19 protein-coding genes and 1 tRNA gene are annotated in these 18,663 nt (G+C 59.5%); 8 read left to right on the top strand and 12 right to left on the bottom strand.

Annotated features, from left to right (window positions below):
• Window positions 1-3 precede the first annotated feature (3 nt).
• Window positions 4-732 carry an aspartate/glutamate racemase family protein gene (locus tag AC1RME_RS15405; RefSeq protein WP_085711883.1) on the top strand — a complete coding sequence of 243 codons (729 nt, stop codon included), beginning with the start codon at window positions 4-6 and terminating at the stop codon, window positions 730-732.
• Here the strand turns inward: AC1RME_RS15405 and AC1RME_RS15410 are convergent.
• Complete coding sequence (locus AC1RME_RS15410) at window positions 701-1,642, bottom strand: LysR family transcriptional regulator (protein ID WP_493091531.1); 942 nt, start codon at window positions 1,640-1,642, stop codon at window positions 701-703. The genes AC1RME_RS15405 and AC1RME_RS15410 overlap by 32 nt on opposite strands.
• A 125-nt stretch (window positions 1,643-1,767) precedes the next feature.
• Between AC1RME_RS15410 and AC1RME_RS15415 the strand changes: the two genes are divergently transcribed.
• On the top strand, window positions 1,768-2,514 hold the full coding sequence (locus tag AC1RME_RS15415) for a 3-oxoacyl-ACP reductase family protein (RefSeq protein ID WP_493091532.1): 747 nt from the start codon (window positions 1,768-1,770) through the stop codon (window positions 2,512-2,514).
• A gap of 76 nt (window positions 2,515-2,590) precedes the next feature.
• Here AC1RME_RS15415 and AC1RME_RS15420 read toward each other — a convergent pair whose 3' ends face one another.
• The gene (locus tag AC1RME_RS15420) at window positions 2,591-3,286 is read right to left on the bottom strand and encodes an HAD-IA family hydrolase (protein ID WP_493091533.1); all 696 of its coding nucleotides are present in this window, start codon (window positions 3,284-3,286) and stop codon (window positions 2,591-2,593) included.
• A gap of 247 nt (window positions 3,287-3,533) precedes the next feature.
• On the opposite strand from AC1RME_RS15420, the gene AC1RME_RS15425 reads away from it, so the two are divergent.
• The gene (locus AC1RME_RS15425; protein WP_493091534.1) at window positions 3,534-8,312 is read left to right on the top strand and encodes an RHS repeat-associated core domain-containing protein; all 4,779 of its coding nucleotides are present in this window, start codon (window positions 3,534-3,536) and stop codon (window positions 8,310-8,312) included.
• A complete protein-coding gene (locus tag AC1RME_RS15430) occupies window positions 8,309-8,728 on the top strand; it encodes a DUF6896 domain-containing protein (RefSeq protein ID WP_493091535.1) in 420 nt (139 codons plus the stop codon). Before AC1RME_RS15425 ends, AC1RME_RS15430 begins: the two co-directional genes overlap by 4 nt.
• Before the next feature lie 51 nt (window positions 8,729-8,779).
• Here the strand turns inward: AC1RME_RS15430 and AC1RME_RS15435 are convergent, their stop codons facing one another.
• The 4 genes from AC1RME_RS15435 to AC1RME_RS15450 all read right to left on the bottom strand — a co-directional run bounded on the left by AC1RME_RS15435 (window position 8,780) and on the right by AC1RME_RS15450 (window position 10,505).
• Complete coding sequence (locus AC1RME_RS15435) at window positions 8,780-8,947, bottom strand: hypothetical protein (protein ID WP_167443766.1); 168 nt, start codon at window positions 8,945-8,947, stop codon at window positions 8,780-8,782.
• Window positions 8,948-9,070: 123 nt separating this feature from the next.
• The gene (locus AC1RME_RS15440; RefSeq protein WP_096822966.1) at window positions 9,071-9,499 is read right to left on the bottom strand and encodes a glycine zipper domain-containing protein; all 429 of its coding nucleotides are present in this window, start codon (window positions 9,497-9,499) and stop codon (window positions 9,071-9,073) included.
• Between the two features lie 136 nt (window positions 9,500-9,635).
• The gene (locus AC1RME_RS15445) at window positions 9,636-10,004 is read right to left on the bottom strand and encodes a glycine zipper domain-containing protein (RefSeq protein WP_039769955.1); all 369 of its coding nucleotides are present in this window, start codon (window positions 10,002-10,004) and stop codon (window positions 9,636-9,638) included.
• A gap of 312 nt (window positions 10,005-10,316) precedes the next feature.
• A complete protein-coding gene (locus AC1RME_RS15450; protein WP_085701198.1) occupies window positions 10,317-10,505 on the bottom strand; it encodes a hypothetical protein in 189 nt (62 codons plus the stop codon).
• A 243-nt stretch (window positions 10,506-10,748) separates the two neighbouring features.
• Between AC1RME_RS15450 and AC1RME_RS15455 the strand changes: the two genes are divergently transcribed.
• Window positions 10,749-11,033 (top strand): hypothetical protein, encoded by a 285-nt coding sequence (locus AC1RME_RS15455; RefSeq protein WP_102622495.1) that lies wholly within the window; start codon window positions 10,749-10,751, stop codon window positions 11,031-11,033.
• Window positions 11,034-11,086: 53 nt separating this feature from the next.
• Here AC1RME_RS15455 and AC1RME_RS15460 read toward each other — a convergent pair whose 3' ends face one another.
• The 4 genes from AC1RME_RS15460 to AC1RME_RS15475 all read right to left on the bottom strand — a co-directional run bounded on the left by AC1RME_RS15460 (window position 11,087) and on the right by AC1RME_RS15475 (window position 12,855).
• Window positions 11,087-11,407 (bottom strand): YbjQ family protein, encoded by a 321-nt coding sequence (locus tag AC1RME_RS15460; protein WP_007959944.1) that lies wholly within the window; start codon window positions 11,405-11,407, stop codon window positions 11,087-11,089.
• Window positions 11,408-11,557: 150 nt separating this feature from the next.
• Window positions 11,558-12,376, bottom strand: a complete 819-nt coding sequence (locus AC1RME_RS15465) for a hypothetical protein (RefSeq protein ID WP_493091536.1) — start codon at window positions 12,374-12,376, stop codon at window positions 11,558-11,560.
• A gap of 146 nt (window positions 12,377-12,522) precedes the next feature.
• A tRNA-Ser gene (locus AC1RME_RS15470) sits at window positions 12,523-12,612 on the bottom strand.
• A 114-nt stretch (window positions 12,613-12,726) separates the two neighbouring features.
• Complete coding sequence (locus tag AC1RME_RS15475; protein ID WP_493091537.1) at window positions 12,727-12,855, bottom strand: hypothetical protein; 129 nt, start codon at window positions 12,853-12,855, stop codon at window positions 12,727-12,729.
• A 64-nt stretch (window positions 12,856-12,919) separates the two neighbouring features.
• Between AC1RME_RS15475 and AC1RME_RS15480 the strand changes: the two genes are divergently transcribed.
• The 3 genes from AC1RME_RS15480 to AC1RME_RS15490 all read left to right on the top strand — a co-directional run bounded on the left by AC1RME_RS15480 (window position 12,920) and on the right by AC1RME_RS15490 (window position 15,654).
• Window positions 12,920-13,609: a crotonase/enoyl-CoA hydratase family protein gene (locus AC1RME_RS15480; RefSeq protein WP_085732367.1), complete on the top strand. Its 690-nt coding sequence runs from the start codon at window positions 12,920-12,922 to the stop codon at window positions 13,607-13,609.
• A 216-nt stretch (window positions 13,610-13,825) separates the two neighbouring features.
• Window positions 13,826-14,548, top strand: coding sequence for a 1-acylglycerol-3-phosphate O-acyltransferase (locus AC1RME_RS15485; protein WP_493066320.1), 723 nt, complete (start codon window positions 13,826-13,828; stop codon window positions 14,546-14,548).
• Window positions 14,549-14,682: 134 nt separating this feature from the next.
• The gene (locus tag AC1RME_RS15490) at window positions 14,683-15,654 is read left to right on the top strand and encodes a magnesium and cobalt transport protein CorA (RefSeq protein ID WP_096822963.1); all 972 of its coding nucleotides are present in this window, start codon (window positions 14,683-14,685) and stop codon (window positions 15,652-15,654) included.
• A 42-nt stretch (window positions 15,655-15,696) separates the two neighbouring features.
• Here AC1RME_RS15490 and AC1RME_RS15495 read toward each other — a convergent pair whose 3' ends face one another.
• Together AC1RME_RS15495 and AC1RME_RS15500 are read right to left on the bottom strand one after the other, a co-directional pair.
• The gene (locus AC1RME_RS15495; protein ID WP_096822962.1) at window positions 15,697-16,419 is read right to left on the bottom strand and encodes an amidotransferase; all 723 of its coding nucleotides are present in this window, start codon (window positions 16,417-16,419) and stop codon (window positions 15,697-15,699) included.
• A 94-nt stretch (window positions 16,420-16,513) separates the two neighbouring features.
• Entirely contained in the window at window positions 16,514-18,658 is a 2,145-nt protein-coding gene (locus AC1RME_RS15500) for a 3-hydroxyacyl-CoA dehydrogenase NAD-binding domain-containing protein (protein ID WP_493091538.1), read from the bottom strand.
• Window positions 18,659-18,663: the final 5 nt, after the last annotated feature.

An 18,663-nucleotide genomic window follows, 5' to 3' on the forward strand; every position in this document is an offset into this window, starting at 1 on the left:
CCCATGCGTATTCTCGTGGTCAACGTCAACACCACCGAATCCATCACTCAGGCCATCGCCCGCTCGGCACAGGCTGTGGCTTCCCCCGGCACCGAGATCGTCGGCCTCACGCCGTACTTCGGCGCCGATTCGGTGGAAGGTAATTTCGAAAGTTACCTGGCCGCCATCGCCGTGATGGACCGGGTGATGTCCTACGACCAGCCGTTCGACGCTGTGATCCAGGCCGGCTACGGCGAACATGGTCGCGAAGGTTTGCAGGAGTTGCTCAACGTGCCGGTGGTAGACATCACCGATGCGGCGGCCAGCACCGCGATGTTCCTCGGCCATGCCTATTCGGTGGTCACCACGCTGGATCGCACAGTGCCGCTGATTGAGGATCGGCTGAAACTGTCCGGCCTGTGGGATCGCTGCGCCTCGGTGCGGGCCAGTGGCTTGGCGGTTCTTGAGCTGGAACACGAACCGCAACGAGCGCTGGAAGCGATCGTGCATCAGGCGGAACTGGCGGTGACTCAGGATAAAGCTGAAGTGATCTGTCTCGGTTGCGGCGGCATGGCGGGGCTCGATGAGAAGATCCGTCAGCGTACCGGCGTGCCGGTGATCGATGGCGTCACTGCTGCCGTCACCATCGCCGAATCGCTGGTGCGCCTGGGTCTGTCGACGTCCAAGGTGCGCACGTATGCAACGCCACGGCCGAAAACCATCATCGGCTGGCCAGCACGTTTTGCGCGTTGAACTGCTCTGCGAGACCCTGGGCTGAAAACTGCTCGATGATGAAGTCGACAAACGCCCGGGTCTTGCCCGGCAACAGTTTGTGTTCGGCGTAATAAATGGAAATGTTGCCGTCGTCGACGTACCAGTCGGGCAAGACGCGCTGCAACGTTCCCGCCTCAAGATAACTGACGGCAAACGGCATGCTGACCAGTGCAATCCCCAGCCCCTGCGCCGCCGTGGCGCAGGCGGCTTCGGAATCGCTCATGGTCATTCGCGCCTTGAGGGTCAGCGGGCTGTGCTGCTGGGTGCGATGCGTCAACTGCCAGGAACGCACGCGACCGGTCTGCGGAGAGCGGATCAGGATGCCCTCGTGCAGTTTGAGGTCGTCCGGTTCGCTGATCGGCGCGTGCCGGTCCAGATAATCCGCAGAAGCCACCAACACCCGATGCGCCGGCGTCAGCCTGCGCGCCACCACGCCTTGTGGCAGCTCGAAGCCACCGCCAATCGCCGCATCGAACCCCTGGCCGATCAGATCGACCTGTCGGTTATCGAAGTGCCAGTCCGGGTTGATCGCCGGAAACCTTGTCAGGAACTCACCCAGCAACGGCACGATGTATAAGCGGCCGAACACCGTGCCCATGCTGACCTTCAACGTGCCCGCCGGTTGACCACCGGCACTGGCCAGATTGTTCACCGCGTTCTGGATGGTGGTAAGGCTGCCGCTGACCTCACTCAGAAACAGTTGCCCCGCTTCCGTCAGGGTCAACCGACGGGTGCTACGCTGGAACAGCCTCACGCCGAGGCGCGCTTCCAGTTTCGCCACACTTTTACCCACCGCGGCCGGTGTCAGGCTCAGGCGTCGCGCGGCCTCGGCAAAGCTGCCGACTTCGGCGCTGCGCACGAAGCATTCGATACTGCTGAAGGTTTCCATGGCCGCCATTCCAAACTTTTGGTTTACACAGACTATAGCAACCACGGTCTACTCGCCCGGTGGCGAGGGGCAGATACTCGACACCACACCAAGGCAGCCTGCCTTGAAATTTCTGGAGATCGAACATGACCACTCAACACCTCAGCGGTAAAGTCGCTCTGATTCAAGGCGGCTCTCGCGGCATCGGTGCCGCCATCGTCAAGCGCCTGGCCGCCGAAGGCGCCGCGGTTGCCTTCACCTACGTCAGCTCCGCCGCCAAGGCTGAAGAACTGCAAAACAGCATCACCGCTACCGGCGGCAAAGCCCTGGCGATCAAGGCCGACAGCGCCGATGCCGATGCCATCCGCAACGCCGTGAACGCGACGGTCGAAACCTTTGGCCGCCTCGACATCCTGGTCAACAACGCTGGTGTGCTGGCCGTCGCCCCGCTGGAAGACTTCAAACTGGAAGACTTCGACCAGACCCTGGCAATCAACGTGCGCAGCGTGTTCATCGCCAGTCAGGAAGCCGCCAAACACATGGGCGAAGGCTCACGCATCATCAACATCGGCAGCACCAACGCCGACCGCATGCCCTTCGCCGGTGGCGGCGTGTATGCGATGAGCAAATCCGCGCTGGTCGGCCTGACCAAAGGCCTGGCCCGCGACCTCGGCCCACGGGGCATCACCATCAACAACGTGCAGCCCGGCCCGGTGGACACTGACATGAACCCGGCCCACGGTGACTTTGCCGAAAGCCTGATTCCACTGATGGCGGTCGGTCGTTACGGCAAAGCCGAGGAAATCGCCAGCTTCGTCGCCTACCTCGCAGGCCCGGAAGCCGGTTACATCACCGGTGCCAGCCTGAGCATCGACGGTGGTTTCGGCGCCTGATTGATCAGATTGTCGATAACGAAAAACGCCGCCCCTCCTTTAACTTAGGGGCGGCTTTTTTTTGTCTGCGGTTTGATCAGGCCCAGTCCAGCGCCGGCAACCCGCATGCACTCGGTGAGAACGCTTTCAACGTACGAAGAATCCCGTCGGCGTGTGCGTATTTTTCATCGGCCATGGCCGCATCGGGAATCGCGATGGCGGTCATGCCCGCGGCTTTCGCTGCCGTCACGCCGAACGGCGAATCCTCGAACACCAGGCAATCTTCCGGTGCCACACCGAGACGGCGAGCGGCGGTGAGGAAAATGTCCGGTGCTGGTTTGGCCGCGCCAACTTCCGGGTCATCCGCTGTGACGATGAAGTCGAACAACGCGAACCAATCACGGTGCAGCGTGGTTTTCTGACCGAACGACTGGCGCGACGAACTGGTGCCGACGGCAATCGGAATGTTGTGCGCCTTGAGATGGCGGATCAGTTCCTCGGCCCCAGGCATCGCTTGCGCGGTCGGAAAACGCTCGCGCATCAGCGGCTCGCGAATCACCAGAAACTCTTCGGCGGTGATTGGCAGGTCCAGCGCTTCGACCACATAACGGGCCAGATCGCCGGCGCCACGCCCGATGATGTTCTGCTTGATACTCCAGTCGAAAGTCCGCCCGTAACGCTCGGCAATCAGCGAGGTGACCTCGGTGTAGATGCCCTCGGTGTCCAGCAGCAAACCGTCCATATCGAAAATCACGGCCTTGATCGGGCCGAACGCCTTCAGCGGTGCATTCATCATCGGATCCGTTATCAAAAACATCCCAGGCGGCATCGGGTACCGCTGCTCGGATCTGATTAAAGGGTTCAGCAGCATAACGAGCGCCGCCGAGGTTGAGCAACGGGCAATGTCGGTTGTCCGCCGAACGTTGCCAGGCATATTTAGAGAATTGCCCTACAGACATCGCCTACTTGCCTGACTTCTTTCCTGTTTGATCCCCCGCAAAGTTTCGCGCCATTCCCTTGATGCGCGCGAGTGACTGCGAATGCTTCCATCCGATCGGCTCCTGTACCTGAACAACAGCATTGGTTTGCTGGTGGTCGCTGCGCTGAACCCTGACCAGCCCGACGCCGAGAAGCTGTTCCAGGAATTCCGCCTCTGCCTCAACAACTATGAAAGCTGGGCCGAGCAGTTCTGGACAGGAACCGCGCTGGATGTCGAGCAAGTGTTCCAGATCGGCAACGATGTCCGGCTCAGTGCGCCGGTTGGCAGCCGAAAACCCATCAGTTCCTCCGTGGCCATGTGTTCCGCCACCGGCTCCCTGACACTGGTGCACATGTTCGAAGCCGCACGCTTCGTGCCGATCGGCGATACGCCGGTGACCCTGGAACCGGTCATTTCCGATGTCGACGGTGTGCTGAAATTCGGGGAACCGCAGCATTACACCATCGGCCCCAGCGGCATTCTCGAGGTCAGTGATTGCGACCGGGGCCAGCGTTATCGCATCACCTTCTTTCCCGATGTTTCCAGTTCGCAGGTCCAGACGCTGTTCGCCTCGTATCAGGGTCTCATCGAGGGTCTCGAAGGCTGGCTGCGTGAGGAATGGAACGGTTTTCAACCGCAGTGGACGGAGTTTTCCAGCGCTGGTTTCACCGAGCGTTACGGGCAGTTGCAACGGGCTGACTGGCGCGGTTTCGAATCCGCCCTGAATGGCATCTGGGATGACGTGAAACAGCTGTTCGCCCTGCTTGCCGACTGGCAGGCCAACAGCGAAAAACTTCTGCAATACCTGTCCGCCGCTGAGCTGGAGGCCTTGCTGGAGGCGTCCACGGAGGCCATCGCCAATGGCTTGCTGATGCTCAGCGACGAACCGTTGCTGTTCATTCATCTGGCGGCCTTCACCAGTTGGCTGAAGATGCTGCCGCCGCAGTACCTGGCTGAGGTGGTGGCTGAAGTTCGCGCCGAGTTGCTGGTCAGTTTTCTGTTGATGTGTGTGTCGGGTGGCATGGGTGTGCCGCTGCGGTTGAGCACCAAAGTGCTGGGCAAGGTCAAGTCGCCGCGTGCCCGGGAATGGCTGGCGGCGTCGGCGTTGCGTTTGGCGGAGCTGACTTCGGCACCCGATCTGACTCGGCATGCGGGCGCGTTGAAACCGCTGATGATCAATGCGCGTCCGGCACCGCTGCGGCCGACACCTGCGGTTCCACTGGAGATTCGCACGGCCGAATCGTTGGTGCTGACGGTGCCCAATCCGGCGGCCATTGCACGTAACAAGTCACACCGCACGACGCGAATGGAGCGGCATGAGCCTCGCGACGATGCTTCGGCTCAGGCGAAGAATCCCAACGGTGACAGTGCCGACTGTGTGCCCAGGACCTGCACCAACGGTTGTCCGGTGTCGATGGTCACTGGCGAAGAGCTGCTGACGCTGACTGATGGCGTGCTCGACGGGTTGCTGTCGTTTGAGTTCAGCCGGTTGTATCGCACCAGTGCGGTCGAGATCGATGTCGGGCTGGGGTTTGGCTGGAGCCATTCGCTGGCGCATCGGCTGGAGGTCGAGGGCGATGGCCTGGTCTGGATCGATCACGAAAACCGGCGCACGCGGTTTCCGTTGCCGAGTGTCGAGCGGCCGGCGATTCACAACAGTCTGTCGCGGGCGGCGATTTTTCTCGGGGATGAGCCGGAGGAGTTGATTGTTGCGCTGGCTGGTGAAGCGGCGCGGTTTTATCACTTTCGGGCTGGGCGTCTGACGCTCATTAGCGATGCGTACGGCAACCGGTTGCGGATTACGCGTGATCGTCAGGATCGGGTTGAGCGGCTGGATAACGGCGTCAGTCGTTCGCTGTTGCTGCGCTATGAGCGGGCGCATCTGGTCGCGGTCGATTATCAAGTCTGGCGCGATGCGGCCTGGCGCACCGAGCAGACGCTGGTCAGCTACCGCTTTGATGCGCGTCATCGACTGATCGAAGCGACCAACGCGGTCGGCGAAAGCGAGCGTTACGACTACGACGACCAGCACGTCATCCTGCAACGGCAACTGAGCGGCGGCGCGAGTTTCTTCTGGGAGTGGGAGCGTGCCGGCAAGGCGGCACGTTGCGTGCGGCACTGGGCGTCGTTTTCGCAGATGGATACGCGCTACGTCTGGGACGACGCCGGCAGCGTCACGGTGCAGTACGTCGACGGCCGCGAAGAGGTTTACGTCCACGACGACACGGCGCGGCTGGTGCGTCAGGTCGCCGCTGACGGTGGCGAGCAGCTCAAGGCCTACGACGCGCAGGGCCGCTTGGTCGCCGAGCAGGATGCGCTGGGGGCGGTCACCGAATACCGTTACGACGAGGTCGGACGGCTGACCGCGCTGATTCCGCCGGACGATGCGCCGACGTCCTACGAATACCGCCACGGTTTCCTGCACAGCCGTTCGCGCGGTGACGCCATCTGGACATACCGGCGCAATGCTCAGGGTGACGTCACCGAAGCGGTCGATCCCGACGGCCATGTCACCCATTACCACTACGACCCGCAAGGACGGTTGCTGTCGATCCGTTATCCGGACTCCGGCCGGCACGTGTTCGTGTGGAACGACCTTGGGCAACTGGTCGAGGAAAGCCTGCCCGACGGTGGGGTGCGGAAGTTTTCCTACGATGCGTTGGGGCGGCGGATTACTGCGCAGGATGAACACGGCGCGGTTACCCGTCACGCCTGGGATGCCGTTGGCCGACTGATCCAGACGACGCTGCCAACCGGGGCGACGCGGGCCTGGTCCTACAGCGCCTACGGCCAGATCACCGCCGAACGCGACGAGCTGGGGCGGATCACCCGCTACGAGTATGACGACGACCTGCACCTGGTCAGCCGGCGGATCAATCCTGACGGCACGCGACTGCAGTACCGCTACGACCATGCGCAGCTGTTGCTGACGGAGATCGAGAACGAGTCCGGCGACAAGTATCTTCTGGACTACACGCCCACCGGACTGATCCGACAGGAAACCGGCTTCGATGGACGGCGCACCGCCTATGCCTACGACCGCAACGGCCACCTGCTGGAAAAGACCGAGTACGGCGATGACGGCTCGACGCTGGTCACCGCTTACCAACGCGACAGCGCCGGGCGCCTGCTGCTCAAGACCCTGCCCGACGCCAGCACGGTTGAATACCGCTACGACCGCCTCGGCCGGCTGACCGGCGTCGATGACGGCCAGAATTACCCGCTGGCCTTCGAATACGACCTGCAGGACCGACTGGTGCGCGAGCATCAGGGCTGGGGCACTTTGCGTTACACCTACGACGCCTGCGGCCAGCTCAGCCGCATGCGCCTGCCGGACAACAGCAAGCTCGATTACCACTACGCCAAGGGCGGTGCGCTGACCGCGATCGACCTCAACGGCGCCTTGCTCACCCGGCACGTCTATCAGAACGGCCGCGAACAGCAGCGCCAGCAAGGCCTGCTGCTCAGCGAATACGCCTACGACGAACAGGGTCGCTTACGCGCCCACGCTGTCGGCCATCAACGCGGTGCGCTGTATCGCCGCGACTTTGCCTACAGCGCCAACGGCAACCTCGAACACATCGCCGACACCCGACACGGCCAGCGCAGCTATCAGTACGACGCCCTCGACCGGCTGATTCGCGTGCGCCACACCCGCGACGATGTGCCGGAAAACTTCGCCCACGACCCGGCCGGCAACCTGCTGCTGCAGGATCGTCCAGGCCCCACACACATCAAAGGCAACCGCCTGCTGATGCAGGGCGATCGTCATTACGACTACGACGCCTTCGGCAACCTGATCCGCGAACGCCGCGGCCGCGCCCAACAGCTCGTCACCGAATACCGCTACGACAGCCAGCACCGCCTGATCGGCCTGACCCGCCCCGACGGCACCACCGCGACCTACCAATACGACGCCTTCGGCCGACGTATCCGCAAAACCGTCGATGGCCAGAGCACCGAGTTCTTCTGGCAAGGCGACCACTTGATCGCCGAAAGCAGCCCGACTCAGCACCGCAGCTTCATCTACGAACCCGGCACCTTCCACCCCCTCGCGATGCTCGACGGCAAAGGCCCGAAACGCGCCTGCCCGTTCTACTACCAGCTCGACCACCTCGGCACGCCGCAGGAACTGACCGACTACAGCGGCGACATCGTCTGGTCGGCCAAGTACAGCGCCTACGGCAAGGTCACCTCGCTGGAACTGGCGACCGAGGATTACCTCAACCAGCCGCTGCGCTTTCAGGGGCAGTACTTCGATGACGAAAGCGGGCTGCATTACAACCGGCATCGGTACTACGACCCGGAGGTGGGGCGGTACCTGACGCCGGATCCGGTGAAGCTGGCGGGTGGGTTGAACCAGTATCGGTATGTGCCGAATCCGACGGGGTGGGTGGATCCGTTGGGGTTGAACTCCAACTGCCCGCCACCGAATAAGCCGGGATGTCCGGTGCCGGATGGGGTAAGTGGTTCAAAGGTAAATAAAGGTGAACCACTACCCCCTACCATTTTTTTCGAGGTAGACCCGAAAACCTTGATACGAACGCATGCAATAGTAGGAAAAGGCTCAACTAAACGAGTAGAAAAGTTAGGACAAGACATGCGAACTGCCGGGTTTGACAGTGAGTTCCCCATCGACGTGGCAGAACACAACGGCAACCTCTATATTTTAGATGGCCACCATCGTGCAGCGGCTGCGCGGCAAACCTCAACTAACGTAACAATAAATTTAGTAACCAATATAAAAGAACATAAAGGAATTCTAAACACTATCGAAGAAGTCTTAGAATCGGCAGCTAACACTGGCCACGACAGATTGGAGCATCACAGAAGAAGATGAGAGAACAAAACAGTACCCTTGAAGATCTAATAACTGATTTTTTATACAAAGTAGATATCGGCACGAAGCTGCTGGAGGAAAATTTTGGCACTCGAAATATCCTGAGGTTGTGGCGCTCCAATCAGATACAACGATGCGGAAAAATAACAGATACAGTGGAATACGAACTACACGGTGTCGGGTGCGCTATCCACTTCCCTACAGAGTCTGTGGATTTCGACTACGGATCAAACAATAGAATCGATGGCTTTGACATTTGGCGCCTCTACATTTACGCCAGTGACAGACCTTTGAAATACAAAAAATACTGCGACAAAAACGAACTAAAAAAAGAATTCAACGAGTATTTGGCGTTAAATAAGATAGAAAAAATGTCTGTTTCGGATAACCTGTACATCCTCAAAAAACCAGAATGATTAGGTCCAGGTGTGAAGTGCCGATACTCACACCTCGGGCTTGCCCTGCAATCACTCATCATCATCAAAATCCTCATACTCAAGCTCCTCCCCCTCACCCTCCCAAAGCGGAACCGTCGCGTCATCCATCAACGACCCCGGATCTTCATTCCCCGGATCATTGATAAACGGCAATCCACTCGGGCCTTTTTCTTCCTTGCCTTCGGTTTCGGGAGTCATGGCGCACCTCGTCAATCGCATTCGTATACGACGTTCGAAAAGTATGGTCGCTAATCGTTCCTGCGCCTGACACGCAGGCACAAAAAACCCGGCATCAAGCCGGGCTTCTGTAGAAACGGTCACTCAATGATGACGATTCTTGTGTTTGTACTTGTGCTTATGGCCGCCCCCAGAGTGCGATCTACCACCATCGTCACCCAGGTTGTTGCCGACCGCGCCACCCGCCGCGCCACCCAATCCTGCGCCGATGGCCGAACCGGTGGAGCCGCCGAGGCTGTTGCCGAGCACTGAGCCGCCAGCGGCGCCGAGACCACCGCCAATCGCGGCTTCCGTACGATTGCGCTTGTTCGCCCCGACGGCACTGCCGGCCGCACCGCCCACGCCAGCACCAACCGCCGCACCGGTGCTGCCGCCGAGCTGACCGCCGACCACATTACCCAGCACACCGCCCAGCCCACCACCGACAGCCGCGGAACCATCGCCGGCAGCCATGGCGCCTTGAGCCACGAGCAGTCCAATAACCAACGCAGTTGCAGTTAAAGTCGAGCGCATACAGACCTCACAGGTCCCGGATCGGGACGGTATGCCCGGAGAGGGGCTATGTGAGATTGGAGGCGCATTCAGGGAAAACGTTCAGCAACGAAAAGGCCCGGCATCAAGCCGGGCCTTTTCAGACATGCATTCGCAATCAGTGACGCTTGTGACCTTTGGACAGATTGCTGCCTACCGCGCCGCCAGCTGCGCCACCCAGGCCGGCACCGATGGTTGCGCCAGTCTTACCGCCCAGGCTGTTACCGATCACCGAACCACCTGCCGCGCCGACACCGCCGCCAATGGCCGCTTTGGTACGGGCACCTTTCTTGGCAGCCAATGCACTACCGGCCGCACCCGCTACACCAGCACCAATCGCTGCACCGGTGCTGCCGCCCATTTTCTGGCCGACCACATTACCCAACGCGCCACCCAGACCGCCACCCAGTGCGGCGGTACCGTCGCCAGCCATTGCACCTTGAGCAACCAGAAGCCCCAGAACCAGAGCAGGCAGAGTTAAACGCATGACGAAAACCTCAACAGAAGGAAGAAAAAAGGGCGCAGATTGAATGCTGTTGCCGCGGTAAAGTCCAGCGTCGCAACGCACTTGGCGCCGATTGGACAGCGATTATGGAAAAGGTTTTATGGCAGGCAAAAAAAAGCCCGCTGGGGAGACGGGCTGGAGACTTGCTTTCTAACGGATGGCTTCACCCTACGTAGACCGGTGTGAAAAGTTTGTGAAAGAAACCAGACGAATCCGCAATTTCTGTAGGACGTTTCTTTCTGAAAAACACGGATAAAAAACCCCGCTCATTGGCGGGGTTCTTTGGCATCCGGATTACTTCCTGGAACGTGTCGTCACCTTGGGCAGAAATTTCGCTTTCGGCCCCTTGGGTGCTGTCGACTTGATCTTGCCGGTCTGCACCGGATCTTCGCCAAAGCCCGCTTGATACTCGGTCTGGCCACAGCGCACGCAATTGTTGAATGGAAATTCAGCCCCGTCGTCTTCGATGTACGGATCAGTCATCTCTTCACCCCTTTCAAAAGCGGGTCGATACCGGCAAGACCCTTTTGCCTGAAAAAATATCGACCTCCAAGGCTTTTGAGACTAGCCGGTCATTCCTGGACTTGTGATTCAGATCGCCCTGAGCCCGACGAATGGCCTACAAAAAGCTCGGCGCGAAGATGAACCGCTGGTCCCACAGAGCTAAAGATTCTCGATGACTGGCCGTTGCCCTTTTTCCTACGCAATGAATCTCAAGGAGAGAACATGGAAATCAAAGGATTCCCACCGATGCCTGTTGTAAAGCTCACGGACGAGCAGATCGCCGCCGGTAAAGCCGCGGCGGAAAAATTCAAGGAGAAGCTTGCCTCAGGTGAGATCGTCATCAAGCCGCTGGACGGACCTAGTCCGGTGCAGCCTGGCAAACCTGGCGTCATCTACTATCCAGACCCGGTTCAGCCTGGCCAGTCCACCGGCACTCCACTCGTCGCGATCGACACCCCACTGACCTACGACTCGAAAGGCACCGTCCTGCTCAAACCGCAGGGCTGATTGCCAGCAACGAGCCCATTCACTTGAATGGGCTCACAAGCGGAAACCGATGCTCAGCGCAACTTGACCGCCGTGCCGGTCGCGAACACCACAACCATACCGCCCTTCCCCGCCGGCATGCTGATCTCGAAATCCACCCCGACCACCGCATCCGCCTGCAAGGCCCGCGCCCGCTCCTTGATCTCGTCAGTCGCCTGAACACGCGCCTCCTTCAACGCCCGCTCCAGCGTCTGCGAACGTCCGCCAAAAAAGTCCCGCATCCCGGCGAACATATCGCGAATCACATTCACGCCCTGCACCGACTCGGCACTGACAATGTCCAGATACGCCGTAATCTGCCGGCCTTCGATGGAGTGGGTAGTGGAAATGATCATGGAAGTCGTCCTTTTACATACAGATAAAACCGCGATTGTACCGCCCCGGCAAAATGAAGCCGAACCCGTCTCTGTGACCAAAGAAATCCGGACACCAGAATGCACAAGCCCCCCTGACTTCTTGCAAAACCGGGGGGCTTGTTTATGAACTTATGGGTAGCGGAACGACCTGGCGGACGAGGGCTGCGTGCCTTTGATGGCAACGACGGGGATACGCAGTTCGGGTTGCGTGATGTCATAGAGCTGCAGTTCACAACCGTCCCCCCGATCCACGAAGACAAACTCCGCCAGATAGACCTTTTGTTTCTCGGGAATAAAGGCACTTGTGATCGGCCCACAGGAGTAAGACGACGGGACGGTCGGATTGGCGGTTAGCTTTTTCTCATACTTGTTCTTCGACGGGTTGAATACATAGTCTTCGTTATAAAGAGTCCGATAGCCCGGTGCCGGAACCTGACTGCTGATCGTCGATGAGCCGCCCACTTGCAGAACCTGGCCAGGATCGGCCTGCATTTCCAATTGGGGGAAACGCTTGGAGACCGCGCTGTCTAGACGACTGAACCATCCGCCGACTTTACTGCGAAACGGTTTGACTACCGTCCCCAAATGATCGGGACGCCTGTCCGGGTCACTACCTCGGATCACTTCAAAATCTACCGGATTGGCCGTATCGCCTGATGCCTGCATGATCACTTTGGCGTGCTGATCATCGACGACAACCTTCTTCTGCTCGAGCATGATGCCGTCTGTCCAGAGTGTCGGCGCAGAACTGCGAGAGTCGGAGCCGCAGCCACACAACCCCAAAAATAGAACCATCGTGACTATTGTCTTCACTGCGCTTCCTGCGTTGAACTGCCGATGACCTTCCAGGCAAGTAGAGTTTCCAGAGGGCGATAACAAAACGCCACTATCGCGCAGAAACATAACCAAAGGGAACTGCCGATACGCGGGAATTTCACCCACATTCATTGGAAACTCAAAAGCCGAGCACGCTTTTTACTCAGCGAAATAGAGCGCAGTCCCATGCTGGTCCCATATCGCCCTTTTTCCAGACGCCAAAAACCACAAACCCCCGACTTTCTCTAGGAAAATCAGGGGTTTGTGTTTACTGAATGTGGCGGTGAAGGAGAGATTCGAACTCTCGATACAGTTTCCTGTATACACACTTTCCAGGCGTGCTCCTTAAGCCACTCGGACACTTCACCGTATCTCTTCAAACATGTTCTGTCTGTCGAGGCGCGCTAATGTAGTCGAAAGCTTTTCTGATGGCAAACTTTTTTTCAGAATTTTCATGCGGTTAAGAGAAAAAGTCGTTTCTGCTATCGATGGGCCATGGCGATCCGGCCAATCTCGGGTGGGCGCGGCCCTTCTATATAGGCGTAGAGGCGTTTGCCGTGGGGCGCGTTGTGGTGCATCAGCCGGTCGAGGGTGACCGGCGGGTCAGTCACAGTGCTTTACCTGACCGGCGACGGTGGGTAACGTCTGCCCATCTTTCTTATAAGGAATTGCGCCATGAGCGACCTGATTGCCTACCACCTCGAAGACGGTATCGCGACTCTTACCCTGAGCAACGGCAAGGTCAATGCCATTTCCCCAGACGTGATCGCGGCCTTCAACGCGGCGCTGGATCAGGCGGTGGCGGATCGCGCCATTGTGATCATTACTGGCCAGCCGGGCATTCTCTCCGGCGGCTACGACTTGAAGGTGATGACCGCCGGCCCTAAAGAAGCCGTGTCGCTGGTGACCGCCGGTTCGACTCTGGCTCGTCGTCTGCTGTCGCACCCGTTCCCGGTGATCGTTGCCTGCCCGGGTCATGCCGTGGCCAAAGGCGCGTTCATTCTGTTGTCCGCCGATTACCGGATCGGCGTCGACGGTCCGTTCAGCATTGGTCTGAACGAAGTGCAGATCGGCATGACCATGCACCACGCCGGCATCGAGCTGGCCCGTGATCGCCTGCGCCGCTCGGCCTTCCATCGCTCGGTGATCAACGGCGAAATGTTCGATCCGCAAAGCGCTGTGGATGCCGGTTTCCTCGACAAGGTGGTTTCTGCCGAAGAGCTGCAAGGTGCCGCCCTCGCCGCTGCGCGTCAGTTGAAGAAGATCAACATGACCGCGCATAAGAACACCAAGTTGAAAGTGCGCAAAGCGCTGCTGGAAACCCTGGACAACGCGATCATTCAGGATCAGGAACACCTGGGCTGAACCCGCTTCGCTCCTTTATAGAAAAGCCCGACCGTCGTGTCGGGCTTTTTCTTGCACGCACGTTTCAAAACTCCGCAGCTGCTCTAGGACGCCTCTGACCGACAAGTCGGAAACATGCGCTTAAACATCGCCCATCTCCTGACTCTATAGCGGCAATTGCCGAAAACAGTGCACATCCGTACACTGCGCCACCTTTTGTCCCGGTGGGGCCTGAAAATGCTGTTTGTGTTTCGTATGTTATTGATGGGCCTGCACTTTATTCTGGCGGGTGTGCTCGGAGTGATCCTCGGGCTGTGCCGGCCATTCAATCCGGACAACAGTCGTCTGTGCGCCCGACTGTACGCACTGCCGGCCATGTGCATCCTGCGCCTGCGAGTGAAGGCCGACGTCGGTCAGCTGATGAACAAGCCTGACAGCTGCGTGATCATCGCCAACCATCAGTCCAACTACGACCTGTTCGTGTTCGGCAATGTGGTGCCGCGACGGACCGTGTGCATTGGCAAAAAGAGTCTGAAATGGGTGCCGTTGTTCGGGCAGTTGTTCTGGCTGGCGGGCAACGTGTTGATCGATCGTGGGAACGCGCACAAGGCGCGCCAGTCGATGCTGACGACCACCGACACCTTGCAGCACAAAGACACCTCGATCTGGGTCTTCCCGGAAGGCACGCGCAACCTGGGTGAAGAACTGCTGCCGTTCAAGAAAGGCGCGTTCCAGATGGCCATCGCCGCCGGTGTGCCGATCGTTCCAGTGTGTGTCAGCAGCTACATCAAGCACATGCGCTTGAACCGCTGGCGCAGCGGGAAAATTCTCATCCGTTCGCTGCCGGCAATTCCTACCGCCGGCCTGACCATGGACGACATGCCCATGCTCATCACCCAGTGCCGCGAGCAGATGCGCGAATGCATCGATGCAATGGATCGGCAACTTCAAGCTGCGTGAAAAAGAAACCCGCCCTGTGCGGGTTTTCTTTTGCCCGGTGAACTGTGCAGATTTCACTGACTCTCAAGCAGCGACACGGCTAAGCTGAAGCCATGTCTCCTCTGCCATCTGCCAATAAGAAGTGAACCACCACCATGGGTCGAGTTGTTGCTGCTGCGGTTTACAGCGCTGGTAAGAAAGTCACCAATATTTCCCTCGACGAAGGCGCCGCCTGGGCCGCCAAGACCGGGCACTTCGTCTGGATCGGCCTCGAAGAGCCGAATGCCCAGGAGCTGGCCAACCTGCAACGCCAGTTCAACCTGCACGAACTGGCCATCGAAGACGCCCTGGAAAAACACAGCCGCCCAAAACTGGAAACCTTCGGCGACGCCCTGTTCATCGTCACCTACTCCCCCGTGCGCGAGCACGGCATTCTGCAGTTCATCGAAACCCACATCTTCGCCGGCAAGGGCTACATCATTACTGCCCGCAACGGCCATTCGGCGTCCTACGCCCACGTCCGTCAACGCTGTGAGGCGCGGCCGCTGTTGCTGGAGCACGGGGAAGATTTCGTACTGTATGCGTTGCTGGATTTCGTGATCGAAAACTATCAGCCGGTGGGTGAAGCAATCCACGCCGAGATCGATGAACTGGAGCGCAACGTGTTGTGTAGCGCGCTGAACGAGCACGACATCCAGAAGCTTCATGGCCTGCGCCGCGATGTGCTGCGCTTGCGTCGTTACGCGGCGCCGATGGTGGAAATCGGCGAAGAGTTGCAGAAGCTGAGCTTCCCCTTCATCGACAAGAACATGCGTCCTTACTTCAGGGATGTGCAGATCCATGTCACGCGGCAGATGGAAGACCTGACCACCCTGGCCGACATTGCGAGCCAGACCATCGAGATCGGTGTGTTGCTGGAGGCGTCACGCCAAAGCGTGGTGCAGCGCAAGTTTGCGGCATGGGCAGCGATTCTGGCGTTCCCGACGGCGGTCGCCGGGATCTACGGGATGAACTTCCAGAACATGCCGGAGCTGAGCTGGCACTACGGCTATTTCGCCGTACTGAGCTTTATCACGGTGGGCTGCGTGGGACTGTGGGCGAGCTTCAAGAAATCGGGCTGGCTGTAGGTTAAAAAAACACCCCCGTGTACGGCACGGGGGCGTTTGGGTTCAAGCGGCGTTCGGTTTGTGCGCCACGAAACGCATCATCCATTCGGCCACCGTAGCGCCGTGGTGATCGTTTTCAAGGCTGGCCACACCCTTGCTGTAGATCTGCTCGCCCAACGCTTCCTGGCGAAGTTCCAGCAGTGCCCGCGAGTAATCGTGAATGAATTCCGGATGCCCCTGGAAGCACAGCACCTGATCGTTGATGTGGTACGCGGCGAACGGGCAGAAATCGCTGGAGGCGATCACCGTGGCGTTCTCTGGCAGCGCCGTGACCTGATCCTGATGGCTGATCAGCAGTGTCAGCTCTTCACGCACCGGGTTCATCCAAGGTGCCTTGGCCGCCAGTTTGTAGTTGTGAATGCCGACGCCCCAACCCTGGGTCGCGCGCTCGCTCTTGCCGCCCAGCAGCAGCGCCAGCAGTTGATGGCCGAAGCACACGCCGAGCAGTTTGTCGCCACGCTCATAGCGGGTCAGCAGGTACTGCTTGAGGGTCTGGATCCACGGGTCGGTGCCGAACGAGTCGGCCTTGCTGCCAGTGACCAGGTACGCATCGAACGTCAGGTCATCACTCGGATAGTCGCCCTGCATCACGTTGTATACCGTGAACTCGGCGGCGATCGGCTGTTGCGAGAACAGGCGCTGGAACATCTGCCCGTAACCCTGATATTGATCGACCAGTTCCGGACGCAGGATGTCGGTTTCCAGAATGCAGATGCGTAGCGACATAAAAAATACCTGACACGTGATGGGAATAATGCACACCCCAGAGCCTGCCTTGAAACCACCCGGCAAGGCAAGCCCCGAAATGCGTCCCCGCCCGTTAGAACAACTCGCCCTTCGCAGCCTTTTCCAGCAGCAGCGCTGGCGGCGCGAAACGTTCGCCGTATTGCTCAGCCAGGTACTGGGCCCGCGCGACAAAGTCCTTCACGCCATATTGATTGATGAACTGTAACGCGCCGCCCGTCCATGCCGCGAAACCGATGCCGAAGATCGAGCCGACGTTGGCGTCCGCCGTCGAGGTCAACACGCCCTCCTCAACACAGCGCACGGTTTCGATGGCCTGTACAAACAGCAACCGGTCACGCACATCCTTCGGCGAAATCTGCCCGTCGGCTGTCTCGAAACGGGATTTCAGCTCGGGCCACAGGTGTTTCTGGCCTCCCGCCGGGTACTCGTAAAAACCGCCTCCCGCCGCCTTGCCCGGCCGCTTGTATTCGTTGAGCAGCAAGTCAATCACGGCGAACGCGGGGTGCTCAATCAGCGGTTTCCCTTCCGCTTGCAGGTCTTTGGCCGTTTGCTGACGGATATGGCTCATCAGGCTGAGGGAAACTTCGTCAGAGATCGCCAGAGGCCCGATGGGCATGCCGGCCTTGCGTGCTTCGGTTTCGATCATCGGCGCACTGACGCCTTCGCCGAGCATGGCAATGCCTTCGTTGGTGAAGGTGCCAAACACCCGCGAGGTGAAGAAGCCGCGACTGTCGTTGACCACGATCGGCGTTTTCTTGATTTGCAGGACGAAATCGAACCCGCGGGCGAGGGTTTCATCGCTGGTTTGCGCGCCTTTGATGATTTCTACCAACGGCATTTTTTCCACCGGACTGAAGAAGTGCAGGCCGATGAACTTGCTCTGATCCGGCACCGCAGCCGCTAGGCCGGTGATGGGCAAGGTCGAAGTATTGGAGGCAATCACCGCGTCGGCACCGACCACCTGTTGCGCCGCTGCCGAGACTTTGGCCTTGAGCTGACGGTCCTCGAACACCGCTTCGATGATCAGATCGCAACCCGCCAGATCGGTATCGCTTTCAGTGGTCTGGATCCGCGCCAGCACCGCTTCACGCTGCTGCGCAGACATTTGCCCGCGAGCGACTTTCTTGTCCAGCAGCGCCGCCGAATGCGCCTTGCCCTTTTCGGCGGCAGCGAGGTTGATGTCCTTGAGCACCACCTCGATCCCGGCCGAGGCGCTGACATAGGCGATGCCGGCGCCCATCATGCCCGCCCCGAGGACGCCCACGCGTTTCGTCACGTAAGGTGCAAAGCCCTGCGGACGCGAACCGCCGGCATTGATTTCATTGAGCTGGAACCAGAAGGTGCCGATCAGGTTTTTCGAGATCTGGCCGGTGGTCAGTTCGGTGAAGTAGCGGGTCTCGATCAGGTGTGCGGTATCGAAATCCACCTGCGCGCCTTCCACCGCTGCGCAGAGAATCTTCTCCGGCGCCGGCAACGTGCCCTGGGTTTTGCTGCGCAGGATCGACGGCGCAATCGCCAGCATCTGCGCGACTTTCGGGTTCGACGGCGTGCCGCCGGGGATCTGATAGCCCTTCACATCCCAACGCTGCACGGCCGCAGGGTTGGCCAGAATCCAGGCCCGGGCCTTGGCCAGCAGCTCATCGCGATCCGCCGCCAGTTCATCGATCAAACCGGCCTGCAACGCCTGCTGCGGACGGACTTTCTTGCCTTCGAGCAGATACGGCAGGGCTTTTTCGATGCCGAGCATGCGCACCATGCGCACCACTCCGCCGCCGCCCGGCAACAGGCCGAGGGTCACTTCCGGCAGGCCGAGCTGCACCGAAGCATCGTCCAGCGCCACGCGGTGGTGGCAGGCCAGGCAGATTTCCCAGCCTCCGCCGAGCGCCGCGCCGTTGATCGCCGCGACCACCGGTTTGCCGAGGGTTTCCAGGGTGCGCAATTGGCCCTTGAGGGTCAGCACCATGTCGTAGAAAGCCTTGGCTTCAGGCTTGCCGACCTTGATCAGTTCATTCAGGTCGCCGCCGGCGAAGAAGGTCTTTTTGGCCGAAGTGATGATCACCCCGACGATGTCATCTTTTTCCGCGAGCAGTCGGGCGACGCTGTCGGCCATGGCCTCGCGGTACACCGCGTTCATGGTGTTGGCGCTCTGGCCCGGCATGTCGATGGTCAGGAGGACGATGCCGTCCTGGCCTTTTTCGTAACGAATGGCTTGGGTCATGACAA

It is taken from the genome of Pseudomonas sp. GW822-FHT03F08 (genome assembly GCF_058801265.1).